Here is an 18,651-nt window from a genome sequence, read left to right as displayed (position 1 = left end):
TCACATCTTGTAAATGTCCTCATTTGTTCGTTTTTTACTTTCCATTTTGATCATTTTGCGATACATCAAGAATAAACAAACTCTGTATCGATAAAATGAAACAAATAAAAGACAGTATTTTCTTAGACGGCAAAAGTTTAACGCTTTCTCAATTAGAAGCTATTGCAAAAGGCTGTCCTGTCAAAATCTCACCCAGCACGCAGAATGCCATTGATGCAAGTGCGCAACTTGTGCATCAACTTGCCAAAAGCCCAAAACCGATTTATGGAGTTAACACGGGATTTGGCTATTTCGCTCGGGAAAAAATTGCTCCAGACGAAATAGATGCTCTGCAAGTCAATTTATTAAAAAGCCATGCCGCAGGCTTTGGTGAGCCACTCTCGTTGTCCGAAACACGTTTAGCGATGGCTCTTCGATTAAATGTTTTGATCAAAGGAAATACAGGCGTTCGCTATCAGGTTTGTGAAGCCTTACTCCAACTGATACAAGCAGAAATTTATCCGCTCATTCCCCAATATGGATCCGTAGGCGCTAGTGGGGATTTGGCTCCTTTAGCGCACTTAGCCCTTCCTCTGATTGGATTAGGAGAAGTGCATTATAAAGATAAACGCATGTCTGCCAAAGAAGCATTAAAATTAGCCAAGTTAAAGCCTCTTAAATTACATGCTAAAGAAGGATTAGGGTTGATTAATGGCACCCAAATCATGCTTGCCGTAGGTAGCCTTGCTTTAATTGAAGCCAAAAAAGTTCTGAAAAAAGCGGATCGAATTGCCGCTTTAACATTTGAAGGGTTACTTGGGGCAACAGATGCTCTCAATCCGTTGCTGCATCGAGCAAGAGGACAGAAAGGGCAAATGGAAATAGCTAAAAGAATGCGCGAAGAACTAAAAGATTCCTCGCTATGGAGCCAAAACTTTAAAAGAGTAAAGGTGCAAGATTCCTATTCTTTGCGTTGTGTCCCTCAAATTCATGGCCCCACCCAAGATGCATTGGATTACTGCACCACCATTATCGAAAGAGAGCTCAACGCAGCAACAGATAATCCGCTAGTGTTTTCAGAAGAAGGAGTGATCCTGAGCGGGGGAAATTTTCATGGACAGGCCCTTGCTTTAGCGTTTGATTTCGCTGCAATAGCCATGTCTGAAATATCCAATGTTTCTGAAAGAAGATTGGAAACGTTATTAAATCCTCATATGAGTGGGTTGCCAGCATTTTTGACCCCTTACGAAGGCACTCATTCTGGCTACATGGCTTCTCAGTATTTAAGTGCTTCGCTTGTCAATCAAAATAAATTACTCGCTAACCCTGCGTGCACAGATTCGATCCCTGGCAATGTGGGGGTGGAGGATCATGTATCTATGGGCATGACATCGGCACGTAAACTGCGCGATTTGGTGCGTAATGTTTCAACTGTCCTCGCAATAGAAATGGTGGTAGCAGCCCAGGCTGTCGATTTACGTAAACGCAGTCAAGACTTAGGAAAAGGTACCCATCAAGTTTACATAGCCTTGAGAAAAAAAGTTCCTGTCTTAATCGAAGATCGGATTGTGTCGGATGATATACAAAAAGCGCTAGAGGTTTTTCAACAGTTATAACGAGAGAAACGATGGATTTTGCATCATTTATTCAAAAATATGCGCAGCATCCTGTTTACCGAGCGCCTCGTGGTGATCAGCTACATGCTCTTTCTTGGCAAACGGAGGCTCCTTTAAGAATGTTGCTTAATAATTTAGATGCTGAAGTTGCTGAGGACCCGGAGCATTTGATCGTTTATGGGGGAACTGGTCAGGCGGCTAGAAATGTAGCAGCTCTGCAACAAATTATTCAGTCCTTGTTACAATTGAAAGAGTCGGAAAGTTTATTGATCCAATCAGGCAAAGCTGTCGGAATCATTCCCACCCATGCCGAAGCCCCCAGAGTTTTGATTGCTAATAGTAATTTAGTGCCTCACTGGGCCACATGGGAAAAATTTAGAGAGCTTCAAAAGCTTGGATTGACCATGTATGGACAAATGACAGCAGGCAGTTGGATTTATATTGGAACGCAAGGGATTCTGCAAGGAACTTACGAAACATTTGCAGCCGCAGCACGTAAGTATTTTAATAATTCCCTTACAGGTACCTTAACTATTTCAGGGGGATTGGGAGGAATGGGAGGGGCGCAGCCTTTGGCAGTCACCTTAAATGGGGGTGTTTTTTTGGGAATCGACATCGATCCAACCCGCATTGAAAAGCGTTTAAAGACACGCTATATAGATAAAATAGCGCAAAATGAGAAAGAAGCCTTTCAATGGATTTTAGACGCCAAGCAACAGAAAAAGCCTTTATCAGTGGGATTAGTTGGCGATATTGGAACTATTCTTCAAAAATGTTTGGACGCCCAAATCATTCCCGATATCGTGACAGACCAAACATCAGCCCATGATCCGCTCAATGGGTATATTCCAAGTGGTTATACAATGCAAACTGCCGCAGAATTAAGACAAGCAGATCCATATGTCTACAAGCAGAAGGCTTTAAAAAGTATGGCTTATCACGTGCATGCGATGCTGGAAATGCAAGCTCAAGGATCGATTGCTTTTGAATACGGGAATAATTTGCGTGAATTCGCCTGCCAAGGGGGTGAAAAAGAGGCTTTTAAAATACCGGGATTTGTTCCTGAGTTTATTCGCCCTCTTTTTTGTGAAGGAAAAGGCCCTTTTCGCTGGGTGGCCTTATCTGGTGATCCTGAAGATATTTATCTCACAGACCAAGCTCTGATGGAAGCTTTTCCAGATCATACCCAGTTGCATGTTTGGTTAAAAGCAGCTAAAGAAAAAGTGACATTTCAGGGGCTTCCTGCTCGCATTTGCTGGTTAGGCTACGGGGAGCGGGAAAAGGCGGGTTTGGTTTTTAATGAGCTTGTTCGAAAGAAAAAGCTCAAAGCACCTCTGGTAATAGGGAGAGATCACCTAGATGCAGGTTCTGTCGCTTCTCCTTTTCGGGAAACAGAAAAAATGCGTGATGGTTCTGATTGTATTTCTGATTGGCCTTTATTAAATCTCATGGGAAATTGTGCCGGTGGGGCAACCTGGGTGTCTTTTCATCATGGTGGTGGCGTGGGAATTGGGTATTCGCAACATGCAGGGATGGTCGTTTTAGTGGATGGAACCGAGCGGTCCGAACGATGTTTAAAAAGAGTATTAACCATTGACCCCGCATTAGGGGTTATCCGTCACGCAGACGCTGGGTACCCTGAAGCCATTGCGTGTGGAGAAAAACATCATCTTTTAATCGGGAAAGAAAATGGTTGAAGAAGTCATTTTAGGTCCCTTTAAACAGCTATTGACAATGGAAGGGATGGGGTCGTGCGGTCCTTTATCAGATCATGAACTTCCCATCATTCAAAATGCAGGTATTCATATTCATCAAGGATATATCCAGCATGTTGGTCCTTTTGATGCCCTTAGAAAAAAAACGATTCCCATTCAAGAGATTGAATATTCAGCTGTGGGACTTCCGGGATTGATTGATGCGCATACCCATTTATGCTGGGCTGGTTCTAGAGCAAATGAATATGCACTCCGTTTAAGTGGAGCGTCCTATCAAAGTATTGCTGAAAAAGGAGGTGGAATATTAAATACCGTTCGAATGACACGACAAGCTTCTTTGGAGGAATTAGTCTCTTTGATGGAAAAAAGATGTGGGAGTTTGCTAAATCAAGGTGTGACCACGTGTGAAGTTAAAAGTGGTTATGGGCTTACTCTTGAAGATGAATTAAAAATTTTGCACGCCATTCAAGTGACACGGGAGAAGCAAAAAATCGATCTGATTCCAACGTGTCTAGCGGCCCATACAAAACCTCCAGAATTTGATACGAATTCCCTCTATTTGGAATACATCGCCACCCATTTGCTGCCCATCGTTCGAGCGAAAAAGTTGGCAAATCGCATCGATATCTTTGTGGATAAAGAAGCGTTTTCTTTAAAAGAAGCTCGAAACTATTTGCAAAAGGCTAAAGAAATTGGATTCCAGCTTACTGCACACGCCGATCAATTTTCAAGAGGGGGGAGTTCTTTGGCAGCAGAGCTGGGGGCTGTAAGTGCAGATCATCTGGAAGCGTCCACTGCTGAAGATTGGGAGCAATTGAAAAATGCCAAAGTTATTCCTGTGGTCTTGCCGGGGGCCTCACTTGGTTTAGGGATTCCCTATGCACCTGCGCGACGCATGCTTGATCAAGGCTTGCCTGTTGCAATAGCTTCTGATTGGAATCCTGGATCCGCACCCATGGGTTACCTTCTTTTGCAAGCAGCCATCATGGGAGCTACAGAGAAATTAACGATGGCCGAAACATTTGCTGCGATCACCTTTCGAGCTGCCAAAGCTTTACGATTAGAAGATCGAGGGATATTAAAACCAGGCTTTAGGGCTGATTGCGTGATTTATCCTTGTGATGATTATCGAGAAATTTTGTATGCCCAAGGGGCTCTTCTGCCGAAGATGACTCTAACAGCTAAACAGTGGAAAATGGATGCATAAATATTATCAACCCCCTGAAAAAGATCTATGGAAGGGACGTGAGGATGGAGAGCGTTTTCACCAGGTTATTCAGTGTTTGGATTTGTCTAAAGAAAAGCTAGAATTTCAGGACAAGCCCTGCTACGGTTTTTTAGGATTTGTCTCCGATGAAGGGGTAAGGCGTAATGAAGGACGTATGGGTGCATCTGAAGGTCCATTTGCTATTCGAAAATCCTTGGCGAATCTAGCTTTACATCAACTTGTAGAGGCGAAGTTTTTTGATGTAGGCAATATTGTGTGCGAAGACCAAAATTTGGAGGAAGCTCAAAAGCAATTGGGTGAAGCCGTAGCCTCCCTTCTGAACCAAAACGTTTTTCCTATTGTCCTGGGCGGTGGTCATGAAAGTGCTTGGGGAATCCACCAAGGAGTGATGGAATTGCACTCAGAATGTGCGATTGTCAATTTTGATGCGCACTTAGATTTGAGACCTTTGCTAGAAGATCAATGGGGTACCTCAGGAACCTCATTCTCCCAAATAGCGGAGGGTTATAAAAATCGGGGAAAATCCTTTCATTATACGTGCTTAGGTGTACAAAAAGCGGGGAATACTAGTCAGCTCTTTGAGACTGCAGAAAAACATCAGGTGAAAATCGTGTATGCAGAAAACTTTTGCTTGGGGGCTTTGGGTAGAATTCAAGAGGTCATCAGTTATCATAAACCTATTCATTTGACAATTTGTTTGGATGTTTTTGCTGCCGCCTTTGCCCCAGGAGTTAGTGCCCCCCAGGCCTTTGGGATTTTGCCTAAGGATATTTTGACGAGTCTTTCTCTATTGGCGCACTCAAAAAAGGTGGTTGTTTTAGATATAGCAGAGCTCTCTCCTCAACATGATCGAGATGGAATCACGGCTAAATTGGCCTCTAATTTAATTGCTCACTTTCTTTACGAACATATTCATATAGTTAAATAGATAGAGATATTGCTAGTAAATAAGGCTTGACAGAAAATGTGATGTTTTGTAAACTAATTTTTCTAAACCTTATGAGGTCATAATGTCTAGCCCTATCAGAGATAGTATAAAAAGCTGCAGCGGTGGTGAAGATCCTCCTTATATTTATAATCCATTTGCTCCTCCGATTCGAGCTAAATCTATTCCTAAAGACACCATTGAAACTACTCAGCAAAAGCTTAATAAGCAGGTTAAAGATCAATTTAAAAATGATAAATCCCCCTTGGTCTTTTTTATTTCGACTTTAGGCAGATTTTTTTTTATTGTGGTGGTTTTTCCCCCTTACTTCATGTTGTTTGCCCTTCCCAAATTGATAGCTAACGAAATCATGCCAAAGCTCCTGGAATTGTTATCTGAGAATTTCAACAAAGGGCTTGAGCTTCTACTTCAATTAGCGACTTTAATGAAAGTCAAGTTTACTTTTCCCATTCGATATATTTCACGCCGATGTAAAAAGGCATTAGAGCATGTGCGCAATCGTATTAAAGATATGAAAAAATCGGTAGAGAGGGCTACAAAGCAAGGCTTACAACCTTTTTTACGTATGATTGAAAAAAGTTTGTCCCTTGTCAAAAGAGGTAACCAAACTTTTTTAGATTTCTTTTCCTCCAAGCAACAGACACTTAAAAGTAAATTTGAAAGTATTAAGGTAGCCTTTTTAAAATTACCCAAAGCTATTGTAAAAAAAACTTTGGCGGTTGTTTATCCGCAAGCGGTTCCTTCTTTTTTCAAGTCCATGAAGACTTGGATTTCTACAAAAGGAAAAGACGTTTTCACAATAGTGAAGCAGGAAAATCTTAATACAAAAGAAAAAGCGGAAAAAATTGTCCAAAAATGGAAAGAGGCTATGCGTCCACGCGTCGAAACGTTTGCGAAAATGATGCAAGCAATCAAAATTCAGGCTGGTAATCTTTATCAGCAATTGAAGAGTCAAGTGGTTGAGTGGACAAAGCCTAGGCTCACTTTCGCTTGGACTAAAGCTAAAGAATTTGGCCAAATGATCAAAACTGGGGCGACCGAAAGTTTCACCCGGTTTGTGGACATGAGTAAACTAGGCTTACAATGGACAAAAATTCAAATCTCTCCAGGCTATCAAATGCTGGCACAAACGACTCAGAATTTTCTTAAGCTTTTACCCCAGACAATCACATCTTGGCTTTCTGTTGGAAAAGATATGGGTTTTCAATTAATAGCTGGAATTCAAAAAGCGGCTCAATTTCTTGTTATCAAAAGTTTGTCCTTAAAGAAAATGGTAATTACAGCGATTCAAACTTTATATCGTTTTCTAAAGTCTTTAAAGGAAAAGGGCAAACAAGCTTTTCAACAATCTAAAAAATATTTGACAGTTGTTGTAAAACGAGCTGCACGAATTGTTATGAAAATTGTTGAAAAAGGAACCATTTGGTTGATTCGACTTGTATTATGGGTACGTATTGTGATTGCTTGGATTAGTGTACTAAGTCTTTATGGCATGCAGCTTCTTCCACAGCTAGCAGCCCAAATTTTCAGAAAATTTCGAAGTCTACCCAGCTAATTTCCTCACATCTTAATTGAATCTTAATATTGAAAAATTAGATTATCTCTAATCTTTTTTAAAAATTAAAAAAATTCATGGAGCTAAATTATGGGTAGTGTGAACAGTATTTACAATAGTTACAAAAGCGGAGACTACTTCAAATATCCAGAAAGAAAACAGCTTCTTAAGGGATTAATGAGTGATCCTAATAGAGAGGTCAGCTTTGAGTCAAATTTTGATCAATTAGATCCTCGCATTAAGTCTTTTCGGAAAAAAATTGCCGTAGCTTGCAGCAAGGTTAAACACAAACTTAAATTAAAGATAAATAGAGGGTATAGAAAAAAATTTCTAACAACTATTTCTAAAATTGACAAAGCTTACAGTCAAGCCAAACCCTCTCTTGCTGACAATACATCAAAACCCTTAAATCCAAATGATGAACATCTTTCCAAACCTTCGCAGCCTTCTTCTGAGCATGTTCAAACGCCTCCAAAACCTATGCCAGCTCCCGCTATTCCTGTTGATTCTTTCAAAGAAAAGAGATTAGAACTTCAAAATGAATTGGACCAATTAAATCGTGTTCAGATCGATCTAGATCTTAAAATTGAGCAAAAAAAGCAGGAAAAAAAGGCTATTGTCGATGAGTATAGTGTGAGTAATCAGCTGACAGGTAGTGAGATTGAACAAAAAGAATCTGAATTAAAAAAATGGCAGGTTGAGCTTGCTCGAGTAGAAACAATCCTTAAAATCGCTAATGAGATCAAAGCGAATCCAAAATCTTTTTATGTTTTGTGGGATTCGGATGAAGAAAAAGCCATTTTAAAATTAGATCCTAAATTTGATTTAAAAAAATTGGATCATGAAATCAAAATAAGAACTGAGTATTTGAGCGACATTCTTAAAACAATTGAAGAATTAACATTCGTAATTAAAAGCATTAAAGCTCTTATCGAAGAGCAAGAAAGTAAACAGAAAGAATTCGAACAGTTGGACCATCAATTAATTTCACTAGAAAATGAAGCTTCAAAAAATCAAAAAGCGATGGTTTTGTTGAAAAGTCAAATGACCGAAATTGAAAATGGAGGGGTTTTTTCTTTAGAAAATTCTTCTGAATTTGTGGAAGAAAGAGTCGACCTTTTTGTAGAAGAAGAAACTGTTGTTTACCAAGAAGAAAATATTTTATTTGAAAATGAAGCAGTCATTGGAAAAATTCAAGATTCCTATGCATACAGATCCGGCGAAGAAAATCTGAAAGTTGCCATAGGTGTCATAAAAAATTTTGTTGATGGACTAAATGGCTCAGAAAAACAAAAGGCGACCTCTCTCAGGAGACAGCTTGGCTTTTTTTCTAAAACTGTGAAGACGGATAAATTAGAGATGTCCGGAATGACCGATGTTGAGCTTGTGAGGCAAAAATATGCGACTCTCATTCTGCTTTTGTCAAAAGCATTAGAAAATCCTGCAAATAGTTCCAAAGTAAGAGATGTAACGAATCAATTTTTAGATCGATTGATTTTAGAAGATGCTTCCAAAGATGGACATCAACAGTTAATCAATTTTCTTTTTGAGCATGATTCCCATACAGGGGAATTGTGCATGGATGAAATGACCCGCCTCCTACTTCTTTCTAATGTACTGGGTGCCGTGGTCATAATGACTCAATATTTCTGGGATAAGGACAATCTCCGAAAGGATATGAAAATTGTTAAACGAGCCGAAGAAACGAGTGGACTTTTTAAGAGAGGCGCGATCATTGCGGCAAATAAGCTTTTAGAATATTTAAAAGGAAATATCGTGAGTTCTGTTTTATGCCTTCCCGCTTTGCAAGGAAATGAGGATTGTGAAAAGCATGTTCTCTCAATGGTAGAAGCTTTACAACCCTCCATCATCCAGATTTTGATACATGATAGCAAAAACTCTCTCTTAAAAAGAAAAGTGGCATTTGCAACCGAAAAATTTGGAAACAATGATTTAAAAAAATTGATGGATTTCATAGACTTCGAAAAACTTCCCACAACAACTGAAACTACTATGCGTTTTGTGGAGATGTTTGAATCATTTATCGAGAACATGGATAAAATTCAAGAATGATCAAAAAAGGTCGAAGCTATGTCGAAGATCTCTTTAGGGGCGTTTTTAAATGAAGATATTTCTAAAATGTTTCTCACTAAAGAGTTTCTCGCCCGGCCTAAGATGAATGAGACCATGAAGAGTTATCTCGGGGGGAAGTCCGTTAAAATCGAAAACCCCGAAAACTTTCTAGCCTTGGATCAACGTTTTATTTTAAAACGAAAGGTTTCAAAAGTTTATAAATGGGTGATTCTCAACTTTAAATTGAAATTCAGTCGCGATTTTAAAGTACGTTTTACACATGCAGCTGTGCAGATAGATCAAGCATTCAAAAGTTCTGTGATGTCTCTTGTCGAAGAACAATATCAAAAAAAACATTCCCAACCACCTCAGCAACCTTCCGAAACTACTTCTAACCTCTCCCTTGAGGATCAGGACTCTTTTAATTTTATTAAAAAAATTCTCGCCCTCTATCGAGCAAAAATCAAAGAAAAAGATCTCAAAATTGATGAAGAACGAGCTTCTCTACAAAAATTAAAAGCGGAGATTGGTATTTTGACCGATTTTCAAAGAAGTGAATTGGAGAGTGCACTAAAGATTAAAGGAATGATTTTAGAGCATGCTAGAGCTTATCAAAAAACACCCAAAAAAGAGCGTTTTGGGGGATTGTATCTCCAATCTGTTTATGATTTAGGCCCCATGAAAAAATTGTTAAACCAACATTACACGTTTGATTTTGAAAATGTGGATGAAGAGATTCTGCGCTATTCATTAGAAATAAATAAGCATCGTAAAAAAATGGATCAAGTTAGAGCTGTTGAAATCCTAGAAAAAAGAATTGAAGACCTCTTAAAAGAGAAAAAAATCTATCTTGAGCTTAAGCAAGAGCAATTGGCAGCAAAAGAAGAAATAGAAAAAAAATATGGCTTAGCTTCTTCTAGGGAGCAAAAAAAGGTTTTGAATGCTCTCAAAAAGGAAGCGGAAAGATTTATTCCTGAAATTAATCTTTACAATGTTTTGACAAAAATCTACCAGTCGATTGATTTGGAAGAGCTCTCTCCTGATGCTAAAGCTTCACAACGAAGTGCACAATTTGAAAATTTGAAGAAAAGTGTGCAAACTTCAGTCCTTACCATGGGAGGCATTGCCAAACCCGAAGAATCCCAACAAAAAATGGCTTTAGTTATTTATACGCTTTCAAATGCTCTGTGCGAATCCCATAATAACGAAAAATTAAACCATCTTCTTGTTGGCATTTTTGAAACAATTTTGGATCTCTCGAATGTCTCAGGAGACGAAAAAGAAACGGTTCTAAAGTTTATTCGCTCCGTTTTTTCGATTGATCCAATGACTCAACAACCTTTTATGGATGAAGGCTATCGTTTACGGTGTCTTTTATTCTTATTTGCATCTGGCATCACACTCTCTCATTATTTTTTCGATATCAAATCGGCAGAGCCCGTGCTTCAGAATATCAAAATGTTGGAAGGGGGAAGCAAGTGGCAACAGCTGTTGTTAGGAGGAGGAAAACTTCTCTTTAATGGAAAAATTAATCAATTGACTCAAACCATTTTAAATGTGCCTTTTTTAAAGACAGATGTTTTACTGCAACAGCAAGCAAAACAGTTTATTAAAACATTTATTCCGATTGGAGAAGCTCTTTTATTTAGTGCTCTTGATGAATCAAAATTAAAAAGGAAAATGCATGTTGCATTACAAGATTTTGCGACTATTCGATATAAAAGATTTATGGATAAAGTTTCTTTTGAACAATTATTTTCAACAGACGAGATGACAAATGCTTGTATCGATCTTTTCAGCTGCTTTAAAAATATAAGCATGGTATGATTTCTCGTTCAATTATGATTTTTTTAATTACAGGATTCCAATGAACCTCTCTCTCTCTCCATATGAAGTTGAAAAATGTTTAAGAGCTCAAAAATATCATCAATATAGAGGTCTAAAAGAGGCCGTAAAAGCTGCTTACAAGGGACATGGCATTGAAAAGATTTTGCTCGAAGAGTCCCAAGATGGAACGATTAAAAAAATCCAGAATCATTTCCGCCGTTTTGTTGAAAAGTGTAAAATATATTTTCAACCGGGTTATAGAGAAAAGCTAGAAAAGGCTTTTGCAATCGTGATCGGTGTATATAAACAACAGTTGGAACAGAAAGCTGCAGCAGCCAAGCAATCTCAAAGTCAGGCCGATGTGAAATCCCCAGAGCTTGATCCTGAAGAACTAAATGCTCAAGTAAAAGAGGAAATGGTCGCTATTAACGCCAAGTTAAACGTTCATACAGATCGATTGACTAGAAAGACGAAGCTCACTGAGAAAAAAATGGCTGTGTTGGAAATAAAGCAAGAGAAACTCCACGGGGTTGTCCTGAGCGAAGAAAAATTAAAAAATAAAAAAGAATCCCTTGAAAAGATTATCGCTGAAATGGAAGCGTACATTCAAGCTCCCAAAATTGCGAATGTGGGTTGGATTTATACGAGTTATGAGAAACAATACGATAAGACTCGGATGAAAGAAGCTTTTAATCGATTAGATTTGGATTATGATGCTTTTAATTATGACGATATCGATGAAGCAAAAGAAAATTTAGAGTCTAAGTTGGAAAAAGTCAAAAAAAAACTGGATGTCAATGAATCGCTTAGAACAAAAATAAATGATCTAAGGGGGGAAATTTCCTTGTTAAAGGAAGATTGTGGATTTCATCATACCAAGATTGAAAAACTCAAGGGCAAACTTTTAAGTGTTGTGCCTTATGTTGGAAAATCGGTAGAATCTGAACCAGAACAGGCTTAGCGATCATTTACCTCAAGATGAATAGGCGGCTCAAAGTGAATTTGGCATCCCTTCTCGGTGTAATAGACATGACGAGATTCGGATGCCTTTTGTTTTTCTGGATCTGTTTCATCAAATAAGTCGTAAATCTGTTCAAAAGAATCCCATTCAGAATGGACCGAAGGGCAAAGGTTAAGCAATACGGCTGCTTGATTAACGTTATTCTTCGAAAACGTAATGGCGACACATTCTTCTGTCTGCGACTCACTCCAAATATGCGGAAGAAAGCTTTCTTCGGGTTGTTTCCATAGTAAAGCATTGAGATAGCGAGCCGCTTCTTCATTTGGTGCTGCAATAAGAATCCGTTTTTGTTTAGCAAAATGCTGCCGAACAGTTTCACAAATCGATGTGAGTTTTTCGCGAACATTCTTTGCAGGGAGAAAATGGATGGAGGGAGAATTTTTTTCTTGCATGGCTTAAATGGGTGAAGAAGCGCTTGTTTTGTCGTTTAATAAAGGAAGAGGGGATAATTTAGGTTCTACAGCAACTCCAAAGGAGACAATGAATTTTAAAGCCTCTTCTACAGTCATGTCAATGAAAAGGATTTCAGTTTTTTTGAAAGTTAACATAAAACCGATTGTTGGATTGGGTGTTCCCGGAACAAAAACGGAAACACGATTTTCACTTCCTAATGACGTATTGAGGCTGGAGTTTTCATTTGTCAAAAAGCCGATGCTTAATGCTTTTGCATGGGGAAACGGAACAAGAACCACTTGAGAAAAATTGGTCGTTTTTGAAACAAAAAGCGTTTTCACAACTTCTTGAGAGGCTTTATAAATTTTATTGACAATAGGAATTCGGTGGATGACATAGTCGCCAAAACGCAAAATAGTATGCATAAAAAATAGGCGAGCGGCAATCCCTGCTACAAGCACGATGGACATCAAAATCAGAAAACTAAGGGTTTTGCTAACGATTGTCAAAACATGCTCTGATTTAAACAAAGAAATAGTCTCTGTTAATCCGTAGTAGTTGAGCAGACCAGACATGATTCCTTGAAGTGGCTTTGCTAAAAGATTAAAAGCGAATACAACTAAAAATGCCGTGACAACGATGGGTAAAAGAATGACTAAACCTGTAAGGAAGTATTTTTTTATCATCAAGAGTCCTTTGCAATCGCTGTGAATGGAGTTTGGATCACCCCGCAAGAAATGATGTATTTAAAGGCATCTTCTACTTTCATATCAAGATAAACAACATCTTCCTTTTTTAGCATCAGAAGAAAGCCTGAAGTGGGATTTGGTGTCGTTGGAATAAAAACAGCGACAAGTGTGCTTCCTTGATTAACTCCTAAACCAGGGAGATCTTCCTTAGTAACCAATCCGAGCGCAAACGATTCGGGATTTGGGAATGGCACCATCACAACTTGTTTAAAGGATTTGGTTTCGCTTGTGAAAATTGTTTTCATGACATCTTGACAGGTTTTGTAAATCGTTCTGACAATCGGAATGCGGTAGAGAATAAGATCCCAAAATTGAATCAGATAGTGCACAAAAAACCAGCGAGCGATAGCTCCTAATGCCAAAGTGAATGAAAAAAGAAATAAAAGCACCAGAAGCTGGCTGACATATTGTCGAGTTTGCTCGGCAGATAGAAATAAAAACCCTTCATTGAAGAGATGATAGTAATTAAAGAGAGGATAAAGCACACCTGCAAATGGGCCGGTCAAAAAGTTAAAGGCAAAGGCAACAATGAAAAGCGTTGTCGCTAATGGTAGAATAATCACAAGTCCTGTGATAAATGATTTTTTCATTGCAGATCCTTATCAAGTTTTATTTAGCAGGAGAGGTCCACGCATTGTCCTTGATGCGATATCTCCAAGGTAAAAGGGCATCCTCACCTGCATAATCTATTCCGACTCTAGGTGAAGATAGAATGTCTTTTTCTGGGATTGAAACCCCTTTGTCTTCTATCCAAATGAGGGGGCCTGTCAAGGACAGCCCATTGTGTTTTGTTGTAATGCCTAAGGCTTGTGTTAAAGCCCCTGGTCCTCCGGTGGTCGCTCGTTTTAAATGGGGAGCTTTCCTTCTTTGTAGCATCACGTCTATTCCAATTTCAGGCTGAATGGCACGAATGAGTATCGCATGCGGCACCTCTTTTTTATGTGTGACAATATTAAATAACGCATGAATGCCGTAGCAGCAGTACACATAACAAGAGCCACCTTCCCAGTACATCACTTCATTTCTTTTCGTGCGACGAAGATTCCATGCATGCGAAGCTTTATCCTCGGGGCCGCGGTAAGCTTCTACCTCAACAATTTGTCCACCGGTTAATTGGCCATCTATGCGCGTCATTAAATATTTACCAAGTAGATCTTGTCCTAATTTTAAAACGTCTTCTTGTTGAAAATAATCAAGTGAGACTTGCATAGGTGAAACCTAAAGAAATAAATTTTGTACTGTTATCATTATACAGTAAAAAATGTTGAGAGTCAAATTTAGAAACCCGACTTGCTACCAAAATCTCTCTATGATAATATTTCAAGTTTTAGCAAGCGTGAAGTTGAACCACAAAAGAGGGTCCTGTTTTTATGGCTGATTCTAAGAGAGCTCCCGTTATCGTGGGAAACTGGAAAATGCATAAAACGATTCAAGAATCGGTAGATTTCATTAAACAATTAGGGTTATCACTCACGAAAGATGATCCCCGTGTTTGTTTAGCTGTGCCGTATACCGCGATTTATCCTTCAGTTGAAGCGGCTCGCCCGTTTGGTATCGTCATTGGAGCTCAAAATATGAATGACGCCGCTCCTGGTGCTTTTACAGGTGAAATTGCAGGTGTTATGTTGAAAGAAGCTGGGGCACAGTTTGTCATACTGGGGCATTCTGAAAGACGGGAGCTCTTTAATGAAACGGATCAAATTGTTAACCAAAAAGTTCACCGTGCATTTAAAGATCAGCTAGATGTGATTCTATGCGTCGGAGAAACGTTAGAAGAAAGAGAAGCAGGAAAAACGGAAGAGAAAATCCGAGGGCAAATTGAAGCAAGCTTGGATAAAGTTACGCAAGAGCAATTTCTGCATTTGATGATTGCATATGAGCCTATCTGGGCAATTGGAACCAACCAAGTGGCTACACCTGATGAAGCCGAAAAAGTGCATGTTTTTGTGCGAGAGTTGATCACTGCAAGATGGGGAGAAGAAGTTGCAGGGCGCACACAAATTCTTTATGGGGGTTCGGTCAAACCTGAAAATGCTAGTGATTTAATGTCACAGGCAAACATTGATGGTCTTTTAGTTGGAGGTGCTTCTCTATCTCCTGCCAGCTTTCGTAAAATTATCGAGTATCAAAATTTTAATTCTGGAGTTTCCTCATGATGGCCTTATATTTTATCTCCATCACTTTATTTTTATTACTATGCGTATTGTTGTGTTTTGTGATTTTAATTCAAGAAAGTAAAAGTTCTGGATTAGGAGCTTCTTTCGGTGGTGAATCATCTGATTCTTTATTTGGAACTTCTACTCCAGATGTATTAAAAAAATTGACTGGCTGGATGGCAATTGCCTTTTTAACATCGTGCGTTTTGCTTTCCTTATGGACAGCTTCTATTGGACGTCCACAGGTTCCCAATTTGAATCCTTACAGCATTGAAAAAACATCTTAATCATTCCTTGGGATGATATTTTTTTTTGATTTGTTTAAGCAAGGGATCTAATTGCTTGCGCTCGTTGCCTTTCTTGATGCGATCTATAAATAAGACACCGTTTATATGGTCGTTTTCATGAAGAATGCAACGAGCTTCTAATCCGGAAAAATCTTCTACACATGTCTTCCCATCCAGATCTGTATATTGTACGGTAATGGATAAAGGTCGCTCAACAGGCGCATATACATTAGGGATGGATAAGCATCCTTCTGTATATCGATTTTTTTCTTCAGAATACGCTAAAATTTTTGGATTAACAAAAACATGTAAGTTGCCGGAGTCTTCTTTTCCATTTTTGTACCTGATCGGAACTTTTGTAATGAAAAGATTTAACTCGTGATGTACTTGTGGGGCGGCTAGGCCAATTCCACGATGCGCTTCTAGGGTTTCTACCATATCATTCACAAGTTGCTTCAATTGACTATCAATTTGTTCAACTCTTTCACATTTTTTTCTTAGGATTGGATCTCCATAAAAGGCCAAGGGCAATTGCATAATACTCCATCTTCGAATCAGCTTCTATTTTTAATAATCTTATCATAATCTAAAGCTCAATATCAATTCAGATCAAATTATTTGTTTGTAACTAGCTTTTTGTGACTCCTATGACTTCGACATCGACTCAAACACATTGCGATTTATGCGCCACACCCTTGGCTCATTCTGTTATTCAACATGCGGAGGGATCCTTTTGCTGTCTGGGTTGTCAGGCCGTTTTTTCTATTTTGCGAGCGCAAAATCAGTTGGCGGATTGGAAATCTCACCCTCTTTTTCATCAAGCCGTCAAATCGGGTTTGATTTCTAATCCTGAGCTGATGCATCAGATTGACCAAAAAGAGGAGTCGTCTTCTTTTGAATGGAAAAGATATTATATAGAAATCTCTAACATGTGGTGCATCTCATGCGCAGAAGTGATTCGCTGGATATTGCTCAAAGAAAAAGGGATTCGTAAATGTCAGGTCGACTATTCGACAGATTTAGTTGTGCTAGAATTTGCACCCTGCTTGATATCCAAAGAAAAGATTCATCAAATTTTGGGGACCATCGGATATCACGTACAAGCCTTAGAGAATACCGAAAAAAAAGCCGTTAGCTTGGATTTGTATATCCGGTTTGCGATTGCAGCCTTTTTCTCTTTAAATATCATGATGTTCTCATATCCCATTTATGCTGCTTATTTTGATCAAGACGATCAAGGTTGGGGATTGCTGTTTGCTTGGTTTTCCTTTTGTGCTTCTCTACCCGTTGTATTTTATAGTGGTTGGCCTATTTTTCGTCGATTTTGGTTGGGAATGAAAGCGAAAGTCTGGGGGATGGAAGCGTTGATTGTGATAGGCGTTTTAACTTCCTTTGGAATGTCTCTTTATGAACTCATGCGTGGAAGCTTTTTTGTTTATTTTGACTCAATGACAGCCATTATTACCTTTGTTTTACTGGGTAAAATTATTGAAAATAAAGCTAAATATTCGGCGAAGGAATCTCTTTTAGGTTTAGTTCGTTCTTTACCCAAAAGGGCGCGAAAGCGCGAGGTAGACGGGTCCTGTCGATTTGTGCCGATTAAAGAAATTCGAGAGGGCGATCTCATCCAGATATTAAGCGGGGAAAAAATTGTGCTAGACGGGATCGTTCGTCAGGGTGAAGGGGTATGTGATGAGTCTTTGATTACCGGTGAGTCTGCGTTAATTCGAAAAAAAAACGGAGACGCTGTTATAGGAGGAACTTTTTTGCAGCAAGGAACGTGTGTTGTTGAAGTCACAGCAACTCTTGATCAGACCATCTTTCATCAGATTATTGAGAGTGTTCAGCAGGATGTACAACACAAGACGTTGTATAAACGATCTGTAGATCAAATTGTGAAATGGTTTATTCCTACCGTATCGGTTATTGCCACTGCTGCGGCTATTACCTGTTATTTCGTAGAAAAACCCTTGGAAGGACAATCTTCACTTAATTTGGCTGCCATTCGTTTTATTTCAATTTTACTCATCTCTTGTCCGTGTGCTATTGGGATAGCTGCGCCATTAGCGGAATCTTATTTGATGCAAGGGCTTGCGCAGTTAGGGATTCTCGTACGCAATCGAGCTGTTTTGCATTGGTTAGGAAGAGAAACTTTGTACGTTTTTGACAAAACAGGAACCATTACTGAGGGCAAATTTAAAATTGTAGATGGACTTTCAGGTTTATCAGAACACCACAGCGCTATTTTGAAAACCTTGGCCAATCATTCTTTACACCCCATTTCTTGCGCGATAGCTCAATGTATTCAGGTTCCATCTTTGGAGCTTAATCACATTGAAGAGTTATCAGGCAAAGGAATATGGGGAAAATATCAAGAATTGTCTTATTTTTTAGGATCGAAAAAATTTTTAATGGAACAAGGAGTGATACATTTTCAAGGTTTAGATTTAAATGAGCATGCCCACTCAGAAGTCTATTTTGCCGAAGGATACACATGTCTCATTAGAATTTTGCTTGGGGATTCCGTGAAGGAGCAGGCTGCGGAGGCGATTCATGCTTTAGCTCCCATGAAAACTCTTTTATTGTCTGGAGATCGGACATCCACCGTTTCAAGGGTCGCATCACTTTGTGGTTTTCATTCTTTTAAAAGCGAAATCACACCCTTGGAAAAAAAGCATACTATCACTTCTTTGCGCGACAAAGGCGAGATTGTGGTGATGGTGGGGGATGGAATTAATGACGCCCCAGCTTTAGCTAATGCTCATGTGGGAATATCTGTTGCGAATGCTGCGGACATCTCGATGCAAGCTTCGGATGTGTTATTAGTAACTGATAGTTTGCATGTTCTTCCAAAAATGCGTAAATTATCGAAAAAAGGTCGCCGTATTTTAACGCAAAATCTTTTTTGGGCTTTTTTTTATAATATCGTTGGAATCTTTCTCGCAACTTTTGGGTATTTAAATCCTATTTTTGCAGCTTTTGCAATGACAGCTAGTAGTTTAATTGTTTTATTTAATGCCCAGCGTCTAAGGAGGGAATAAGATTTACTTTCTTTTTTAAACACAGTTCATTAGTGTGAGTGCCGAAACAATATGCGTATTTAAAA

The 18,651-nt window shown here is 39.0% G+C and carries 16 protein-coding genes; 11 read left to right on the top strand and 5 right to left on the bottom strand.

Features of this window, described 5'->3' with window-relative positions; genetic code table 11:
• Window positions 1–95 precede the first annotated feature (95 nt).
• The 8 genes from hutH to AOM43_RS01310 all read left to right on the top strand — a co-directional run bounded on the left by hutH (window position 96) and on the right by AOM43_RS01310 (window position 11,900).
• On the top strand, window positions 96–1,595 hold the full coding sequence (gene hutH / locus AOM43_RS01345) for a histidine ammonia-lyase (protein WP_059358717.1): 1,500 nt from the start codon (window positions 96–98) through the stop codon (window positions 1,593–1,595).
• 11 nt (window positions 1,596–1,606) lie between these two features.
• Window positions 1,607–3,292, top strand: a complete 1,686-nt coding sequence (hutU, locus tag AOM43_RS01340; protein ID WP_059358716.1) for a urocanate hydratase — start codon at window positions 1,607–1,609, stop codon at window positions 3,290–3,292.
• Window positions 3,285–4,517 carry an imidazolonepropionase gene (gene hutI, locus AOM43_RS01335; protein ID WP_059358715.1) on the top strand — a complete coding sequence of 411 codons (1,233 nt, stop codon included), beginning with the start codon at window positions 3,285–3,287 and terminating at the stop codon, window positions 4,515–4,517. Before hutU ends, hutI begins: the two co-directional genes overlap by 8 nt.
• Window positions 4,510–5,466 (top strand): formimidoylglutamase, encoded by a 957-nt coding sequence (hutG, locus tag AOM43_RS01330; protein ID WP_059358714.1) that lies wholly within the window; start codon window positions 4,510–4,512, stop codon window positions 5,464–5,466. Before hutI ends, hutG begins: the two co-directional genes overlap by 8 nt.
• 82 nt (window positions 5,467–5,548) lie before the next feature.
• The gene (locus tag AOM43_RS01325) at window positions 5,549–7,039 is read left to right on the top strand and encodes a hypothetical protein (protein WP_059358713.1); all 1,491 of its coding nucleotides are present in this window, start codon (window positions 5,549–5,551) and stop codon (window positions 7,037–7,039) included.
• Between the two features lie 90 nt (window positions 7,040–7,129).
• Window positions 7,130–9,112, top strand: a complete 1,983-nt coding sequence (locus AOM43_RS01320) for a hypothetical protein (protein ID WP_059358712.1) — start codon at window positions 7,130–7,132, stop codon at window positions 9,110–9,112.
• An 18-nt stretch (window positions 9,113–9,130) separates the two neighbouring features.
• On the top strand, window positions 9,131–10,939 hold the full coding sequence (locus tag AOM43_RS01315; RefSeq protein WP_013924651.1) for a hypothetical protein: 1,809 nt from the start codon (window positions 9,131–9,133) through the stop codon (window positions 10,937–10,939).
• Window positions 10,940–10,979: 40 nt separating this feature from the next.
• Window positions 10,980–11,900, top strand: a complete 921-nt coding sequence (locus AOM43_RS01310; RefSeq protein WP_059358711.1) for a hypothetical protein — start codon at window positions 10,980–10,982, stop codon at window positions 11,898–11,900.
• Here the strand turns inward: AOM43_RS01310 and AOM43_RS01305 are convergent.
• From AOM43_RS01305 to AOM43_RS01290, 4 genes are read right to left on the bottom strand one after another with little or no spacing between them, the layout of a single operon-like run.
• Entirely contained in the window at window positions 11,897–12,352 is a 456-nt protein-coding gene (locus tag AOM43_RS01305) for a DNA polymerase III subunit chi (protein WP_013924653.1), read from the bottom strand. The two genes, AOM43_RS01310 and AOM43_RS01305, sit on opposite strands and share 4 nt — an antisense overlap.
• A gap of 3 nt (window positions 12,353–12,355) precedes the next feature.
• Window positions 12,356–13,039 (bottom strand): DUF502 domain-containing protein, encoded by a 684-nt coding sequence (locus AOM43_RS01300; protein WP_013924654.1) that lies wholly within the window; start codon window positions 13,037–13,039, stop codon window positions 12,356–12,358.
• Entirely contained in the window at window positions 13,039–13,692 is a 654-nt protein-coding gene (locus tag AOM43_RS01295; RefSeq protein WP_006339858.1) for a DUF502 domain-containing protein, read from the bottom strand. Before AOM43_RS01295 ends, AOM43_RS01300 begins: the two co-directional genes overlap by 1 nt.
• Before the next feature lie 19 nt (window positions 13,693–13,711).
• Window positions 13,712–14,311, bottom strand: coding sequence for a DNA-3-methyladenine glycosylase (locus tag AOM43_RS01290; RefSeq protein ID WP_059358710.1), 600 nt, complete (start codon window positions 14,309–14,311; stop codon window positions 13,712–13,714).
• Window positions 14,312–14,472: 161 nt separating this feature from the next.
• Here AOM43_RS01290 and tpiA point away from each other — a divergent pair, with 161 nt between their 5' ends.
• Both tpiA and secG read left to right on the top strand, forming a co-directional pair.
• On the top strand, window positions 14,473–15,258 hold the full coding sequence (gene tpiA / locus AOM43_RS01285; protein WP_013924655.1) for a triose-phosphate isomerase: 786 nt from the start codon (window positions 14,473–14,475) through the stop codon (window positions 15,256–15,258).
• Entirely contained in the window at window positions 15,255–15,545 is a 291-nt protein-coding gene (secG, locus tag AOM43_RS01280; RefSeq protein WP_013924656.1) for a preprotein translocase subunit SecG, read from the top strand. The genes tpiA and secG overlap by 4 nt, the downstream gene beginning before the upstream one ends.
• Here the strand turns inward: secG and def are convergent, their stop codons facing one another.
• Window positions 15,546–16,082, bottom strand: a complete 537-nt coding sequence (gene def, locus AOM43_RS01275; protein WP_059358709.1) for a peptide deformylase — start codon at window positions 16,080–16,082, stop codon at window positions 15,546–15,548.
• Window positions 16,083–16,192: 110 nt separating this feature from the next.
• On the opposite strand from def, the gene AOM43_RS01270 reads away from it, so the two are divergent.
• Window positions 16,193–18,586: a heavy metal translocating P-type ATPase gene (locus tag AOM43_RS01270; protein WP_059358708.1), complete on the top strand. Its 2,394-nt coding sequence runs from the start codon at window positions 16,193–16,195 to the stop codon at window positions 18,584–18,586.
• Window positions 18,587–18,651 lie beyond the last annotated feature (65 nt).

The organism is Parachlamydia acanthamoebae (assembly GCF_000875975.1).
GTDB lineage: Bacteria > Chlamydiota > Chlamydiia > Chlamydiales > Parachlamydiaceae > Parachlamydia > Parachlamydia acanthamoebae.
This window is presented reverse-complemented; position numbering and strand designations above follow the sequence as displayed.